Origin of the sequence: Amycolatopsis sp. NPDC051128, from assembly GCF_040682715.1 — a bacterium.
Taxonomy (GTDB): Bacteria; Actinomycetota; Actinomycetes; order Mycobacteriales; family Pseudonocardiaceae; genus Amycolatopsis.
The window spans coordinates 1-14,776 of the sequence record NZ_JBFBBN010000068.1 but is presented as its reverse complement, the minus strand read 5'-3'; the positions used below and the strand labels follow the sequence as shown (position 1 = coordinate 14,776).

The following is a 14,776-nucleotide window of genomic DNA, read 5'->3' as shown; positions in this document are numbered from 1 at the left end:
AGCGCACCGAACGCCACATTGGGTGCGCTGGACGCACCGAACGCCACATTGGGGCGCTTGGGGCCGGGGGTCAGCGGCGGTCGTAGTCGACCGCGATCTCCGGGGTGGTCGCGCGGGAGCGGCACGTCAGGATCCGGCCCGCCGCCACGTCGTCCTCCGTGAGCGCGTACCGGACGTCCATGTCGACCTGGCCGTGCAGCAGCGTCGCCCGGCACGTGCCGCACGCGCCGCCCGTGCACGAGTACGGCACCTCGAAACCCGCTCGCAGCGCGGCGTCCAGCACCGTCTCCCCGGCTTCGGCCGCCACGCACGTCGTCGTGCCGCCGAGCGTCACCGCCACCCGGGCCGCCGTCCCCGCCGGGTCGCGCAGGGGCGCCGCGCCGCGGAACAGTTCGAAGTGGACGTTCTCGTCCGGGACGTCCGCTTCGGCCAGGGTGCGGCGGGCCAGGTCCATCAGGCCGCGCGGCCCGCACAGGAACCACTCGTCGACCTTCGCCGGGTGGAGCCGGTTCTGCAGCAGCGCGCGCAGCCGCGTCCCGTCGAGCCGCCCGCGCTGGTACCGCTCGTGCGAGATGGCGAGCGCTTCGCCGACCACGTCGAAGTGCCGGGGCCGGTGCGCGTGCAGGTCCGGGTCGCGCTCGTCGGTGCGGTAGTGGACGACGTGCAGCCGGCCGCCGAAGCCCTCGGCGAGTGCTTTCAGTTCGCACGCGAACAGCGTCGTCGCGCCCGAGGTGTTGACGTACAGCAGCGTCGCCCGGCTGTGCGGCTCCGCGGTCAGCGCGCTGACCAGGATGGACAACAGCGGCGTGATGCCGCTGCCCGCGGCGAGCGCGACGTAGTGCGCGGTCCGTGAAGGATCCGGGACGAGCGTGAACCCGCCGGAGGGCGGCAGCACGTCGAGGAAGTCGCCCGCGGCCAGCGTCGTGGTCGCGAAGCCGGAGAACGCGCCGCCGGGCCGCCGCTTCACCGCGATCCGCAGCTCGCCGGACCCGGTGGGCGCGCAGATCGAGTACGTGCGCCGCACGGCCTGCCCGTCGAGCACCGCGCGGACCGCCACGTGCTGGCCGGGGGTGAACCGGAACTCCGCCGCCAGGTGCGGGGGGACGTCGAAGGTGATCGCGACGGTGTCCGCGGTCATCGGCCGCACCTGGCGGACCCGCAGCCGGTGGAACCGGCTCGGCCCGAGCGGCGGCGGCTCCGGGGCGGGTTCGTGGCCGCCGAGGTTTTCGGCCAGCCGCCGCCACGCGCGGTACTCCGCCGGGGTCAGCTCGCGGCCCCACGCCGTGATGATCGGGACGTCGCGGGCCAGGTAGGCCTCGCGGTTGTCCTTCCACGCCCGCAGGTACCGGTAGAACGGCACGGCGGGGTGGACGTGGTGCACCAGGTGATAGTTCTGGTAGAGCATCATCGGCGTCACCAGCCACTCCAGTCCCACCCGCACCCGCGTGGTGCCGAACTTGTCGCGCGGCTTCGCGGCGGGCAGGCCGTGGTGCGGCAGCCAGTCGAACCACCAGGCCAGTACCGCCAGTCCTAGCCGCTGCGGCAGCACGTACGCGAGCAGCAGCTCGCGGCCGTGGCCGCAGGCGATCAGCACCGCGGCCGCGGCGAACGCCAGCGACAGCGCGACGATCGTTTCCGCGCGCTCCTGGGACGGCCGGCTCCCTGCCCGCGCCGTGTAGAACCGCGCGTACCAGAAGTCGATCGTCAGCCAGCGGAACGGCAGCGACCACCAGGCTCCCTGCGACGTCCACGCGTCCGGGTCGGTGTGCGAGTCCGCGTTGGTGTTGCGGTGGTGTTCACTGTGGACGAACCGAAGCAGCGGGAACGACGCGTAGGCGGCGACGAAGGGCATCGCCAGCCTGCCGAGCAGCTCGTTGACCCATGTCAGCTTTCCTGCGGCGTGGTGGGCCGACTCGTGCACCACCGTGAACATCGTGAAGGTGACGATCGCGTGCAGCGGCACGGTGTACACCGGCGGGGCGACGCCGGCCAGCAGCAGCCAGGTCGCGGTGCCCCACAGCGCGACGCCGCCGGCGAACAGCAGGAGCGTCGGCACCGAGAGGCGGGGCAGCGGGATGCGGGGCGAGGGGATGGCGCGGTCGCCCGCGGCCGACGAGGACGTCCCGGAGCCACGCGGCGGGGTATCGACGACGGGCATCGTGCGGTCTCCTCGGTCGAGAAGCTCCTGGCGAGGCGGGAGTCACCGTAGACAACCCCGAGTGGTTTGTAAACGTTGAACCAGGCTTCGAAAAAAGGTCCCGGCCAGCCGAACGCAAGCGGCAGGTAAGCTCCCGATGTGAAGGCCGTCACCCATCCCGCCCCGGCGCGCACCCGGGAACGTCTGCTGGACGCGGCCGCGGGCCTCATCGCCACCGACGGCTGGGCCGCGGTGACGATGGGCAAGCTGGCCGCGCAGGTCGGCGTCAGCAGGCAGACCGTCTACAACGAACTCGGCTCCAAGACCGAGCTCGCCGAGGCGCTGGTGCTGCGTGAGACCGAGCGCTTCGCCGAGCGCGTGACCGAGGTCGCCGCCGCGTACCCGGGTCATCCCGTCGACGGCGTCACCGCGGCGTTCCGCCAGACCCTCGAAGCCGCCAAGGTCAACCCGCTGCTCCTGATCGCGCTCGGGTGCCCGAAGGGCGGGCGTGACGACTTCCTCCCGCTGCTCACCACCCGGCCCGAGGGCGTGCTCGAGCGCTCGGTCGACACCGTGGCGGCGCTGTTCGCGCGGTGCTACCCGGAGGTCCGGCTGACGCCGTCGGAGTGGACGGTCGCGGTCGAAGCCTTCGTCCGGCTGCTGCTTTCCCACCTGGTGCAGCCCTCGGGGTCGGTCGAGCACGCGAGCGGCCAGATGCGCTGGGTGATCGGGCGGATGCTCGGGTAGCGCCGCCGCGGGTGGCCCCCACCCAGGCGGCGCGGGCGACTGGCCTAGACTCGGACGTCCCGGTCTGAGGTGACCAGGGGCCATTTCCGCAGGATTGTCCACCACAATCGTTACCGCTCGAGGAGAAGACCTTGAAGAGCACCGTCGAGCAGCTGAGCCCGACGCGAGTCAAGATCAATGTCGAGGTGCCGTTCGACGAGCTGAAGCCGAACTTCGACCGCGCCTACCGCAAGATCGCCCAGCAGGTGCGCATCCCGGGCTTCCGGCCCGGCAAGGCGCCCGCTCGCGTCCTGGAAAGCCGGATCGGGCGTGGCCCGGTGCTCGACGAGGTCGTCAACGAGGCCATCCCGGCGAAGTACATCGAGGCCGTCCGCGCGAACGAGGTCCGCACACTCGGGAACCCCGAGTTCGACGTGACCAAGCTCGAAGACCGCGACGTGCTCGAGTTCACCGCCGAGGTCGACGTGCGCCCGGAGATCGAGCTGCCCGACATGGACGGCTTCGCGATCACCGTCGACGACGTCGAGCTGACCGACGCGGAGGTCGACGAGCAGCTCGACGAGCTGCGCGCCCGCTTCGGCACGCTGACCGGCGTCGAGCGCCCGGCCGAGACCGGCGACTTCGTCTCGATCGACCTGGCCGCGACCGTCGACGGCGAGGCCGTCGAAGAGGCCGCCACGTCCGGGCTGTCCTACGAGATCGGCTCCGGCCAGCTCGTCGACGGCATCGACGAGGCGATCGTCGGCGCCTCCGCCGGCGAGACCAAGACGTTCACCACGCAGCTCGTCGCCGGGGACCACGCCGGCAAGGACGCCGAGGTGACCGTGACCGTCCAGTCGGTCAAGACGCGTGAGCTGCCCGAGGCGGACGACGAGTTCGCCCAGATGGCGAGCGAGTTCGACACGATCGAAGAGCTGAAGAACGACCTGCGCGAGCGGCTCGCCCGGGTCAAGAAGATGCAGCAGGGCGTCCAGGCTCGCGACAAGGTGCTCGACGAGCTCCTGGAGCGCACCGAGGTGCCGATCCCGGAGAAGGTCCTCGACTCCGAGATCGAGAACCGCAAGCACGACGCGATCCACCCGTTCGACCACGACGAGGCCCAGTTCGCGCAGGCCCTCGAGGCCGAAGGCCGCACGCTCGAAGAGTTCGACGCGGAGACCCGCGCCGAGTCGGAGAAGGCCGTCCGCACGCAGCTGCTGCTGGACACCATCGCCGACAAGGAAGAGGTGTCGGTCAACGACGGCGAGCTCACCGAGCGGATCATCTACCAGGCCCAGCGCTTCGGCGTCAGCCCGGACGAGTACGTCCAGCGCGCCCAGCAGTCGGGCCAGCTGACCGCGATCTACGCCGACGTGCGGCGCGGCAAGGCGCTGGCGTCCATCGTCCGGAAGGCCACCGTCACCGACGGCTCGGGCGCCGAGGTCGACCTCTCGGAGCTGTTCGGCGCCGAGGAGCCGGCCACCGACGCGGCAACCGAAGAGACGCAGGTCACCGACGAAACGGCGAAGACTCCGGCGGAGTGAAGCTGTGAGCGAACTTGGGCGGTGTCAGGCATTCTGCACCGCCCAAGTTCGTTAGGGTCGGATACAAGATCTCAAGCATCTGAAACGACAGCGGCGGCCGTCAACACTGGGCCGCTGCCGGCGAAAAGGCAGGCAGACGTGACGCAGCACACGCCCGAGGCGCGGACCGGCACCGCAGGGCTCACCCTCACCGACTCGGTGTTCGAGCGATTGCTCCAGGAGCGCATCGTCGTCCTCGGTTCCGAGGTCAACGACGAGATCGCCAACCGCATCACCGCGCAGCTGTTGCTGCTCGACGCCGACGACGCCGAGTCCGACATCCGGTTCTACATCAACTCGCCGGGCGGTTCGGTCACCGCCGGGTTCGCCATCTACGACACCATGCAGCTGATCCGCCCGGACGTCGCGACCTACGCGATGGGCATGGCGGCCTCGATGGGGCAGTTCCTGCTCTCCTCGGGCACCCCGGGCAAGCGGTACTCGCTGCCGCACGCGCGGATCCTGATGCACCAGCCGTCGGCCGGTGTCGGTGGCACGGCGTCGGACATCGCGATCCAGGCCGACCTGTTCAACAAGTGGAAGCGCGAACTGGCGCAGATCACCGCGGACCAGACCGGGCAGACGGTCGAGCAGATCATCGCGGACGGCGACCGTGACCGCTGGTTCACCGCGCAGGAGGCGAAGGACTACGGGTTCGTGGACCACGTCCTCACCGCCGACATCGCCCGTCCGGGCTCCCGCTGAGCCCGAAGCACCAAGGAGACTTTCGATGAGCAACTTCAGGCTCCCGGGTGATGACTTCCGGGCTCCGAACATCCCCCAGTCGCGGTACATCCTGCCCTCCTACGTCGAGCGCACCAGCTACGGCGTCAAGGAGTCGAACCCGTACAACAAGCTGTACGAAGAGCGGGTCATCTTCCTCGGCGTGCAGGTGGACGACGCGTCGGCCAACGACGTGATGGCCCAGCTGCTGCACCTCGAGCACGAGGACCCGGACCGCGACATCCTGATCTACATCAACTCGCCGGGTGGGTCGTTCACCTCGCTGATGGCGATCTACGACACCATGCAGTTCGTCCGCCCGGACATCCAGACGTACTGCCTCGGCCAGGCCGCCTCGGCCGCCGCGGTGCTGCTGTCGGCCGGCACGCCGGGCAAGCGCTACGCGCTGCCGAACTCGCGCGTGCTGATCCACCAGCCGGCCACCGAGGGCACCTACGGCCAGGTCTCCGACCTGGAGATCCAGGCGAACGAGATCCAGCGGGTGCGGCGCCAGATGGAGGTCATCCTGGCCCACCACACCGGCAAGGACGCGGACCAGATCCGCAAGGACATCGAGCGCGACAAGATCCTGACCGCCGAAGAGGCCAAGTCGTACGGCATCATCGACGAGGTGCTCCCGTACCGCAAGGCGTCGGCTCTGTAGATCCGCCGGGCCGGTGTGTGTCGAGAAGACGACATACACCGGCATCCTGGTTTAGGGTCCTCTGACGTGCTCCCGGCGCTCGCGGGTGTTCCCGCCCACGGCGTCGGACGGGTACCGTCAGTGGCAATGCGTGAGGCTCAGCCCGGTCGTGTGTGGCCGGGGGTCGCACCGTCGCAACACACGTCAGGCGCGGACAACCGCGCCGGAGGGGACGAGGTCAACGGCCATGGCACGGATCGGTGACGGCGGAGACCTGCTGAAGTGTTCTTTCTGTGGGAAGAGCCAGAAGCAGGTGAAGAAGCTCATTGCCGGCCCTGGGGTCTACATCTGCGATGAGTGCATCGACCTCTGCAATGAGATCATCGAGGAGGAGCTGGCCGAGGCCGGCGACGTGAAGCTCGACGAGCTGCCCAAGCCCGCCGACATCCACGAGTTCCTCGAGCAGTACATCATCGGCCAGGAGGACGCCAAGCGGACCCTCGCGGTAGCGGTCTACAACCACTACAAGCGGATCCAGGCGGACGACAAGGCCGGGCCGAAGGACTCCAAGGAGGAGTCCGTCGAGCTCGCCAAGTCGAACATCCTGATGCTCGGCCCCACCGGGTGCGGCAAGACCTACCTCGCGCAGACGCTGGCGAAGCTGCTGAACGTGCCGTTCGCCATCGCGGACGCCACGGCGCTGACCGAGGCCGGGTACGTCGGCGAAGACGTCGAAAACATCCTGCTCAAGCTCATCCAGGCGGCGGACTACGACGTCAAGCGGGCCGAGACCGGGATCATCTACATCGACGAGGTCGACAAGATCGCCCGGAAGAGCGAAAACCCCTCGATCACCCGGGACGTCTCCGGTGAGGGCGTGCAGCAGGCGCTGCTGAAGATCCTCGAAGGCACCACCGCGTCGGTTCCGCCGCAGGGCGGCCGCAAGCACCCGCACCAGGAGTTCATCCAGATCGACACGACGAACGTGCTGTTCATCGTGGCCGGCGCGTTCGCCGGGCTGGAGAAGATCATCAACGAGCGGGTCGGCAAGCGCGGCCTCGGGTTCGGTGCGGAGATCCGCACCAAGTCCGAGATCGAGGACAGCGACATCTTCTCCGACACGATGCCGGAGGACCTGATCAAGTTCGGGCTGATCCCGGAGTTCATCGGCCGGCTTCCGGTCGTGGCGACGGTCAACCACCTGGACAAGGAATCGCTGGTCAGCATCCTCACCCAGCCGCGCAACGCCCTGGTGAAGCAGTACAAGAAGCTCTTCGAGATGGACAACGTCGAGCTCGAGTTCACCAAGACCGCGCTCGAGGCCATCGCCGACCAGGCGGTCCTGCGGGGCACGGGTGCCCGCGGGCTGCGCGCCATCATGGAAGAGGTGCTGCAGCCGGTCATGTACGACATCCCGAGCCGCGACGACGTGGCGAAGGTCGTCATCACCGAGCAGACCGTCCGGGAGAACGTGAACCCGACGATCGTCGCCCGGCAGCCGACAAGGCGCGCGCGCAGTGAGCGCGGCGAGAAGTCGGCCTGACACCGGGCGTCTCCGGGCCACCCGGTCCGGAGACCGACAGGAAAGCTGAATGACTGCTGACTCTTTCCCGGGTTCCGGGGGCTCGGTCCCCGGCGGCGGCGTGCAGGCGCCGCCGCCGCCGGACCCGTCCCCGGTGCCCGCCGGGGACGCCCCGGCCGGGACGGTCCTGGGGTTCCGTGAGCTGGGCGAGCGCGTGATCGCGTCCGTCTTCGACCGGTACCCGTGGCTGAACCGCGTGCTGATGGGCGTGCTGGCCGTGTGCACCGGCACGTGTGTCGTCGCCGTCGTGGCACGGCTGTCGCCGTTGCCGCTGATCCCGGTGCCGCTGTTCGTCGTCGCGGGCTACGGGCTGTGGCGGGCCCGTGGGGTGACCGAGCGGCGTCAGCTGGTCAACTGGGTGCTGTTGTTCGCCCTCGCGACCGTGGTCGGCTTCTGGCTGATCTCGGTCGTCGGCCGCTGGGTGGAGTGAATTCCCGCCGGCGGACCCGTTTGCGGGTGGCCGGCTCTGGGTACGAAGACCCCGTGGTAGATGCCCTCAGACCGTTTCGGCATCCGGCATTGTTCTACCGCGGTGACAGTGAGTACCTCGACGGTGTCGTTCCGTTCCTGCTCGACGGCCTCGGCCGAGGCGAACCGGTGGCCGTCGCCGTTCCCGAGCGCAATCTGCTGCTCATCGAGAAGGCACTGGAAGACCGCGCGAACGAGGTCCGGCTGATCGACATGGAACGCGCGGGGCGCAACCCCGGCGCCATCCTCCCGTCGGTGCTCCTCGCCTTCGCCGGTGAACACGCGGGCCCGGTGCGGATCGTGGGAGAGCCGATCTGGGCCGGACGCACCGACGTCGAATACCCGGCTTGCGTGGAGCACGAAGCGCTCATCAACGACGCCTTCGCGGGCCGCGACCTGGCCGTGCTCTGTCCCTATGACATCGCGACGCTGCCGCCGGAGGTCCTGGCCGACGCCGAGCGCACCCATCCCGAGGTGTGGGGCCCGGCCGGGCCGTTCCTCAGCGCGCGTTTCGACCCCGACGGCGTGCGCGCGGACTTCGCGCGGCCGCTCGAGCCGCCGCCGTCCGTGGTCGAGCGGAGGTTCGACCTCGGGCAGCTGGGGTCGTTGCGCGGCTTCGCGGAGATCTGGGCCGCCCGCCACGGCCTGAGCCGGCCCCGCCGGGACGACTTCGCGCTGGCGATCGCCGAGCTGACCACGAACAGCGTCCTCTACGGCGGCGGCGCCGGCGTGCTGCGGCTGTGGGCGGGGCCGGCGGAGGTGATCGGCGAGGTGACCGACCACGGCACCATCGCCGAGCCGCTGGCCGGCCGCGTCCCGCCGTCGGCGACGACCCTGGGCGGCCGCGGGCTGGTGCTGGTCAACCGGCTGGCCGACCTGGTCCGCACGTACTGGGTCCCGGGCCGCACGACGACCCGGGTGCACTTCACCTGCTGAGGTCGGCGCGTCAGTCGCCTCGGGGAACGTGCTTGCCGAGGAAGCTGATCAAGCTCGGCACGACGGTCCGGTTGAACGCATCGCCGTGCTTGCCGTGCGCCGTGTGCGCGACCGCCGGGTGCGCGGCTTCGATGTACCGCCGGACGCCGGTGATGAACGGGTCCTCCATGCCGCACCAGATGCCGTTGGCCACGCCCTTGGTCTCGTCGACGTGGCGCAGCGGGTCGAGCGACGTCCAGTCCTGGAGGCCGGTGAAGATGTGCCGCTTGGCCATCTCCTGCCACGACAGGATCAGTGCCGGGGCCAGGGTCGCGACGGCGGCGGGCGGCTGCCGCCGCTCGACCCGGCGGCGCGTGTACACCAGCGCGCCGAACCCACCCATCGAAGCGCCGGTGCAGGCGAACGGCTGCCCGGTCGGGCCGGCGAAGCCGCGCGCCCGCAGCCACTGGGGGAGCTCCTCCAGCAGCATCGCCATCGGGTCGTCGCCCGGGTGCACCTCGTGCCAGTAGTTGTCGCCGCCGTCGACGGCCACCAAGCCGAACGCCGGGACGGCCTTGCGGGCGACATCGCTGGCGAGCTGCTTGAGCGTGCCGGTCGGGGCCGCGCTGCGGGCGTTGCCGTGCAGGCCGTGCAGCATGAGCGACATCGGCAGCCCGCGCGGCGGGGTCTTCGAAGGCAGGATGAACACCAGGTCGACCATCCGGCCGCGGGCCGTGGAGTAGACGCGTTCGACGCGGGTGCTGCCCAGCTGGGTCGTCGGGTTCGACGAAGCCACGCCCAGCGCTCGCTGCAGAGCCTGGCTGAACGGCAGCTTGCCGGTCGCGGTGCCGGCCGCCAGGCCGGCCACGGCCAGCCCGGACGCGCCCGCGATCAGCACCGAGCGGCGGCTGAGCCACCGCCGGGCGTCCCGGACCGCCGCCGCCCCGGCCGTTTTCGGGGGGTCCAGGGGGGCTTGCCCCCCGGCCGGGGCCTGGGGCTCGGCCCCAGAGCGCTCAGCGTCGCCGCGCTCAGCCCCAGAGGGCTCACCGTTTTCGTCGTTCACCTGTCTCCGTCCCCCGCTGCCACTCCTAGGACGCCGCGCACCCGCTCCGCGTTCCCCTCGCGTCCCTCTCGCCGGGTTAGTCGTTCCCACCCTGCCTGGCGTTTCGGGTCTTCGCCCGCCAAGCCGCCCTGGCGGCCTCGGCCGAGCGTCCGGCCCGCTCCACAGTGTCCCCGAGGCCCACGGAGAGCGTGATCCCGAGGGGTATCAGGATGTGGTCAATCCCCTGTTCACCGGGGCCGAAGTGGCCGGACGCCTCCAGCGTGACGAAGCCGTGCAGCGCGCTCCACAGCTGGGCGGCCGCCTGGTACTTGTCCGTGGGCCGGAACCGGCCGGCCTCGATGGCGCGCTCGGTCGCCCGGACGATGTGGTCGAACGCCTCCAAGCCCTCGTTGGCGGCTTCGCGGCCCGCCTCGGTGGTGAGGTCGGACAGCGTCGCCCGCTTGCCGCCGGGGGCGATCTGGCCGAACGTCACGGCGAACAGCTGCGGCTGCTCGGCGACCGTGTGCCGGTAGGTGCGGGCCAGGCTGAAGACGTCCGCGACCGGGTCGTCGCTCTCGCCGACCTCGGCCAGCGCGGCGCTGAGCTTGCGGAATCCCGTGCGCACCACCTCGTCGACCAGCGCCGCCATGCCCCCGAAGTGCGTGTACACCGCCATCGTCGAGACGCCGACCTCCGCGGCCAGCTTGCGAGCCTGCAGGCTCTCGGGGCCGCCGTCGTCGAGCAGCCGGATGGCGGCCTCGACGAGCCGGTCCTTGACGTCGGTCGCGCGCGGTTTCGGGCTCATGCTTGCCAGTATTTCATAACCCTGTTATACCTGGATCTATAACCCAGTTATGCTTCGTTCGAAGGGGTCAGGCATGGGCAACAAGTTCCTCGAAGGCAACTTCGCCCCGGTCAGCCGGGAGCACACGATCACGGAACTGGCCGTCACGGGCCGGATCCCCGGCTTCCTCGACGGCCGCTACCTGCGCAACGGGCCCAACCCGCTGTCCGAAGTGGATCCGGCGGCCTACCACTGGTTCATGGGCGACGGCATGGTCCACGGCGTGCGGCTGCGCGACGGCAAGGCCGAGTGGTACCGCAACCGCTGGGTGCGCAACCCGGCCGTCGTCGCGGCGCTGGCCGGCGAGGACGCGAGCCGGTTCGGCGGGCTGCACGCGCTCGGCGCCAACACCAACGTCATCGGCCACGCGGGGAAGACTCTCGCGCTGGTGGAGGCGGGCGCGCCGATCTACGAGCTGACCGACGAGCTCGACACCGTCGGCCGCTGCGACTTCGACGGCACGCTCCCGGGCGGCTACACCGCCCACCCCAAGCGCGACCCGCGCACCGGCGAGCTGCACGCCGTGTCGTACTTCTTCGGCATGGGCAACAAGGTCCAGTACTCGGTGATCGACGCACAGGGCCACGCCCGCCGCACGGTCGACGTCGAGGTCACCGGGTCGCCGATGATGCACGACTTCTCGCTGACCGAGAAGCACGTCGTGTTCTACGACCTGCCGGTCACGTTCAACGCGGAGATGGCCGTCGCCGCGAACGTGCCGGGCGCGCTGCGGACACCCGCGAAGCTGGTGCTCTCGGCCATGATCGGCAAGGTCCGCGTGCCGGACCCGGTGACCGCGATGATGGCCCGCAAGGTCGGCGCGAACGGCGGCCTGCCGTACCGCTGGGACCCGAAGTACCCGGCGCGGATCGGGATCATGCCGCGCGAGGGCGGCGCCCGCGACGTCCGCTGGTTCGACGTCGAGCCGTGCTACGTCTTCCACCCGCTCAACGCCTACGACGACGGCGACAGCGTCGTGCTCGACGTCGTCCGGCACCCGAAGATGTTCGACCGCGAGCTGCACGGCCCGGATGAGGGCGGCCCGACCCTGGACCGCTGGACCGTCGATCTGACCGCCGGCAAGGTTCTGGAGGAGCGGCTCGACGACCGCGGCCAGGAGTTCCCGCGCGTCGACGAGCGGCTCGTCGGCCGGCGCCACCGCTACGGCTACGCGATGTCGGCCGACAGCGGCGCGAACCCCGGCGGCTCGCTGTTCAAGCACGACTTCCACACCGGGTCGCGGCAGGAGCGGGCGTTCGGCGCGGGACGGCAGCCCGGCGAGTTCGTGTTCGTCCCCCGCCACGACGACGCGGCCGAGGACGACGGCGTCCTGATGGGCTTCGTCTTCGACCCGGCCACGCGGCGCAGCGACCTCACGCTGCTCGACGCGGGCACGCTGGAGACCGTGGCCGCGATCCACCTGCCGGACCGCGTGCCGAACGGCTTCCACGGCAACTGGGTCGAGTCGGCCTAGGCTGACGGTGTGCGCAAACGGGACGGCATCGTCGGCTGCGTGATGGTGCTCGTCCTGATCGCGATGATCGTGCTGATCCTGACCGCGCTGATCTACGGAATCCTGGCCGTGGCGAAGGAGCTGCCCCATTGAGCGGGCCTAGGTGAGAACGCGGTGGTCGCCGGTGTAGAGGTTCATCGAGTCGCCGCGCAGGAAGCCGATCAGCGTCATGCCGTTCTCCTCGGCCAGCTCGACGGCCAGCGACGACGGCGCGGACACCGCGGCCAGCAGCCCGATCCCGGCCATGGCGGCCTTCTGCACCAGCTCGAACGACGCGCGCCCGGACACCAGCAGACCGTGCCCGGGCGCGGGAATCCGGCCCTCGAGGACGGCCCAGCCGAGCACCTTGTCGACCGCGTTGTGCCGTCCGACGTCCTCGCGGACGACGTCGATCCCGCCGTCCGGGGTGAACAGCGCCGCCGCGTGGAGGCCGCCGGTGCTGGCGAACACCTTCTGCCGGGCGCGCAGCGCGTCGGGCAGGCCGGACAGGGTCTCGCTCTTCACCGCGAAGGCGGCCTCGGCCGGGGAGAAGCGGGTGCGGAGCTTGACCGCGTCGAGCGCGGCCTTGCCGCAGACCCCGCACGACGAGGTGGTGTAGAAGTTGCGCTCGACCCCGATGTCCGGCGGCGGGACGCCGGCGGCCAGCGCGATGTCCAGCACGTTGTAGGTGTTGCGGCCCTGGTCGTCGACGCCGTCGCAGTAGCGGGCGACCGCGATGTCTTCACGGCCGCCGATCACGCCTTCGGACAGCAGGAAGCCGTGGGCCAGCTCGACGTCGTTGCCGGGCGTGCGCATGGTGACCGCCAGCGCCTTGCCGCCGACCCGCAGCTCCAGGGGCTCTTCGGCCGCCAGCGCGTCGGGGCGGCGCCGGTCCCCGGTCGCGGAAATCCGCCGCACCGGCCTGCGCACGGTCACCCTGCCCATCCGTACACCTTTCTTGTCCCGAAAGTTTGACACTCGCATGGTGCAACACCGGGTATTTAGTAATACATTCCCCTCCATCATCCCCAGAGTACGGAGGGAACCGATGGCTCTCGGCTTCCTGGACCGATCCCGGATCGTGGCGCCCCCCGGCTGGACGCGCTGGCTGGTGCCGCCCGCGGCCCTGTCGGTGCACCTGTCGATCGGGCAGGCCTACGCGTGGAGCGTGTTCAAGCTCCCGCTAGAGAAGACGATGCACCTGAACGGCACGCAGAGCTCGCTGCCGTTCCAGCTCGGCATCGTCATGCTCGGGCTGTCGGCGGCCTTCGGCGGCACGCTGGTCGAGCGCAACGGCCCGCGCTGGGCGATGTTCGTGTCGATGTGCTGCTTCGCCAGCGGATTCCTCGTCTCCGCGCTCGGCGTGGCGACCGGGCAGTTCTGGCTGGTCGTGGTCGGCTACGGCGGGATCGGCGGCGTGGGCCTGGGCATCGGCTACATCTCGCCGGTGTCGACGCTGATCAAGTGGTTCCCGGACCGGCCGGGCATGGCGACCGGGATCGCGATCATGGGCTTCGGCGGTGGCGCGCTGATCGCGTCGCCGTGGTCGTCGTCGATGCTCGGCACCGCGCCGGACACGGGGACCATCTCGACGGCTTTCCTCGTCCACGGCCTCGTGTACGCGGTGTTCATGTCGCTCGGCTGGCTGCTCGTGCGGGTCCCGGCCGACGGCTGGAAGCCGGCGGGCTGGGAGCCGAAGACCGACCACGGCAAGGCCATGATCAGCACCGCGAACGTCTCGGCCGCCAATGCGATCAGGACGCCGCAGTTCTGGTGCCTCTGGGTCGTCCTGTGCTTCAACGTGACCGCGGGCATCGGCATCCTGGAAAAGGCGTCGCCGATGATCCAGGACTTCTTCCGGGGCACCTCGACCCCGGTGGGCGTGGCTTCGGCGGCGGGGTTCGTCGCGCTGCTGTCGCTGTGCAACATGCTCGGCCGGTTCGTCTGGTCGTCCACTTCGGACCTGGTCGGCCGCAAGAACATCTACCGCACCTACCTCGGGGCCGGTGCGCTGCTGTACCTGGTGATCGCGCTGACGCAGAACTCGTCGAAGCTGGTGTTCATCCTGTGCGCGATGGTGATCCTGTCGTTCTACGGCGGCGGGTTCGCGACGATCCCGGCGTACCTGAAGGACCTCTTCGGCACCTACCAGGTCGGCGCGATCCACGGCCGGCTGCTCACGGCGTGGTCGGTGGCCGGGGTGCTCGGCCCGCTGATCGTCAACCGGATCGCCGACAGCGAGAAGGCGGCGGGCAAGTCCGGGACGGACCTGTACACGACGTCGTTCTACATCATGATCGGCCTGCTCGTGGTCGGCTTCGTGGCCAACGAACTGGTGCGGCCGGTGCGGGAGAAGTACCACGAGCCCGCGCCGGCGGGCGCGGCCGTGAGGAGTGAGGCGTGATGGCGGAGCGGGAAACCAGGCCGAACCGGGTGCCGCTGATCGTGCTCGCCTGGGCGTGGGTCGTGCTGCCCTTCGCCTACGGCGTGTACCAGCTGTTCCTGAAGCTGGTGCAGCTCTTCGGGCGCACGCCGGCGGTGACCGCGCCGGTGACCGTGCCACCTTCGGCGTCCTCGTCGGCCCGGAGCCGGAAGTTCAGCGTGGCGCTCTGGCCGGGCCG

At 70.3% G+C, this 14,776-nt stretch carries 15 protein-coding genes; 11 read left to right on the top strand and 4 right to left on the bottom strand.

Annotation, left to right across the window (positions count from 1 at the left end):
• Window positions 1–70 precede the first annotated feature (70 nt).
• On the bottom strand, window positions 71–2,158 hold the full coding sequence (locus tag AB0M82_RS41560) for a fatty acid desaturase (RefSeq protein ID WP_364734547.1): 2,088 nt from the start codon (window positions 2,156–2,158) through the stop codon (window positions 71–73).
• Between the two features lie 138 nt (window positions 2,159–2,296).
• Between AB0M82_RS41560 and AB0M82_RS41555 the strand changes: the two genes are divergently transcribed.
• The 7 genes from AB0M82_RS41555 (at window position 2,297) to AB0M82_RS41525 (ending at window position 8,798) form a co-directional block, all read left to right on the top strand.
• Window positions 2,297–2,884, top strand: a complete 588-nt coding sequence (locus AB0M82_RS41555) for a TetR family transcriptional regulator (protein ID WP_364734545.1) — start codon at window positions 2,297–2,299, stop codon at window positions 2,882–2,884.
• 131 nt (window positions 2,885–3,015) lie between these two features.
• Complete coding sequence (tig, locus tag AB0M82_RS41550; protein ID WP_364734543.1) at window positions 3,016–4,407, top strand: trigger factor; 1,392 nt, start codon at window positions 3,016–3,018, stop codon at window positions 4,405–4,407.
• 138 nt (window positions 4,408–4,545) lie between these two features.
• On the top strand, window positions 4,546–5,151 hold the full coding sequence (locus AB0M82_RS41545) for an ATP-dependent Clp protease proteolytic subunit (RefSeq protein ID WP_360178838.1): 606 nt from the start codon (window positions 4,546–4,548) through the stop codon (window positions 5,149–5,151).
• Window positions 5,152–5,176: 25 nt separating this feature from the next.
• The gene (locus AB0M82_RS41540; RefSeq protein WP_285985189.1) at window positions 5,177–5,833 is read left to right on the top strand and encodes an ATP-dependent Clp protease proteolytic subunit; all 657 of its coding nucleotides are present in this window, start codon (window positions 5,177–5,179) and stop codon (window positions 5,831–5,833) included.
• 226 nt (window positions 5,834–6,059) lie between these two features.
• The gene (clpX, locus tag AB0M82_RS41535) at window positions 6,060–7,355 is read left to right on the top strand and encodes an ATP-dependent Clp protease ATP-binding subunit ClpX (RefSeq protein ID WP_364734541.1); all 1,296 of its coding nucleotides are present in this window, start codon (window positions 6,060–6,062) and stop codon (window positions 7,353–7,355) included.
• Between the two features lie 49 nt (window positions 7,356–7,404).
• Window positions 7,405–7,824 carry a hypothetical protein gene (locus AB0M82_RS41530; RefSeq protein ID WP_364734539.1) on the top strand — a complete coding sequence of 140 codons (420 nt, stop codon included), beginning with the start codon at window positions 7,405–7,407 and terminating at the stop codon, window positions 7,822–7,824.
• Between the two features lie 53 nt (window positions 7,825–7,877).
• Window positions 7,878–8,798 carry an anti-sigma factor RsbA family regulatory protein gene (locus AB0M82_RS41525; protein ID WP_364734537.1) on the top strand — a complete coding sequence of 307 codons (921 nt, stop codon included), beginning with the start codon at window positions 7,878–7,880 and terminating at the stop codon, window positions 8,796–8,798.
• A gap of 10 nt (window positions 8,799–8,808) precedes the next feature.
• Here AB0M82_RS41525 and AB0M82_RS41520 read toward each other — a convergent pair whose 3' ends face one another.
• Together AB0M82_RS41520 and AB0M82_RS41515 are read right to left on the bottom strand one after the other, a co-directional pair.
• Complete coding sequence (locus AB0M82_RS41520; protein WP_364734607.1) at window positions 8,809–9,744, bottom strand: alpha/beta hydrolase-fold protein; 936 nt, start codon at window positions 9,742–9,744, stop codon at window positions 8,809–8,811.
• A gap of 172 nt (window positions 9,745–9,916) precedes the next feature.
• On the bottom strand, window positions 9,917–10,624 hold the full coding sequence (locus tag AB0M82_RS41515; protein WP_364734535.1) for a TetR/AcrR family transcriptional regulator: 708 nt from the start codon (window positions 10,622–10,624) through the stop codon (window positions 9,917–9,919).
• 73 nt (window positions 10,625–10,697) lie between these two features.
• Between AB0M82_RS41515 and AB0M82_RS41510 the strand changes: the two genes are divergently transcribed.
• Both AB0M82_RS41510 and AB0M82_RS41505 read left to right on the top strand, forming a co-directional pair.
• A complete protein-coding gene (locus AB0M82_RS41510; protein ID WP_364734533.1) occupies window positions 10,698–12,137 on the top strand; it encodes a carotenoid oxygenase family protein in 1,440 nt (479 codons plus the stop codon).
• A gap of 9 nt (window positions 12,138–12,146) precedes the next feature.
• Window positions 12,147–12,269, top strand: coding sequence for a hypothetical protein (locus AB0M82_RS41505; protein WP_364734531.1), 123 nt, complete (start codon window positions 12,147–12,149; stop codon window positions 12,267–12,269).
• Window positions 12,270–12,275: 6 nt separating this feature from the next.
• Here AB0M82_RS41505 and fdhD read toward each other — a convergent pair whose 3' ends face one another.
• Window positions 12,276–13,100 (bottom strand): formate dehydrogenase accessory sulfurtransferase FdhD, encoded by an 825-nt coding sequence (fdhD, locus tag AB0M82_RS41500; protein ID WP_364734529.1) that lies wholly within the window; start codon window positions 13,098–13,100, stop codon window positions 12,276–12,278.
• A 103-nt stretch (window positions 13,101–13,203) separates the two neighbouring features.
• Here fdhD and AB0M82_RS41495 point away from each other — a divergent pair, with 103 nt between their 5' ends.
• Window positions 13,204–14,559 carry an OFA family MFS transporter gene (locus AB0M82_RS41495; protein ID WP_364734527.1) on the top strand — a complete coding sequence of 452 codons (1,356 nt, stop codon included), beginning with the start codon at window positions 13,204–13,206 and terminating at the stop codon, window positions 14,557–14,559.
• Window positions 14,559–14,776 (top strand): hypothetical protein (locus AB0M82_RS41490; protein ID WP_364734609.1); only part of this gene is annotated, 218 nt, incomplete at its 3' end. The genes AB0M82_RS41495 and AB0M82_RS41490, both read left to right, overlap by 1 nt.

Coding starts and splice junctions, on each gene's coding strand:
- AB0M82_RS41560 (WP_364734547.1), bottom strand. CDS start 2,158: ATGCCCGTCGTCGATACCCCGCCGCGTGGCTCCGGGACGTCCTCGTCG.
- AB0M82_RS41540 (WP_285985189.1), top strand. CDS start 5,177: ATGAGCAACTTCAGGCTCCCGGGTGATGACTTCCGGGCTCCGAACATC.
- clpX (WP_364734541.1), top strand. CDS start 6,060: ATGGCACGGATCGGTGACGGCGGAGACCTGCTGAAGTGTTCTTTCTGT.
- AB0M82_RS41530 (WP_364734539.1), top strand. CDS start 7,405: ATGACTGCTGACTCTTTCCCGGGTTCCGGGGGCTCGGTCCCCGGCGGC.
- AB0M82_RS41515 (WP_364734535.1), bottom strand. CDS start 10,624: ATGAGCCCGAAACCGCGCGCGACCGACGTCAAGGACCGGCTCGTCGAG.
- AB0M82_RS41510 (WP_364734533.1), top strand. CDS start 10,698: ATGGGCAACAAGTTCCTCGAAGGCAACTTCGCCCCGGTCAGCCGGGAG.
- fdhD (WP_364734529.1), bottom strand. CDS start 13,100: ATGGGCAGGGTGACCGTGCGCAGGCCGGTGCGGCGGATTTCCGCGACC.
- AB0M82_RS41495 (WP_364734527.1), top strand. CDS start 13,204: ATGGCTCTCGGCTTCCTGGACCGATCCCGGATCGTGGCGCCCCCCGGC.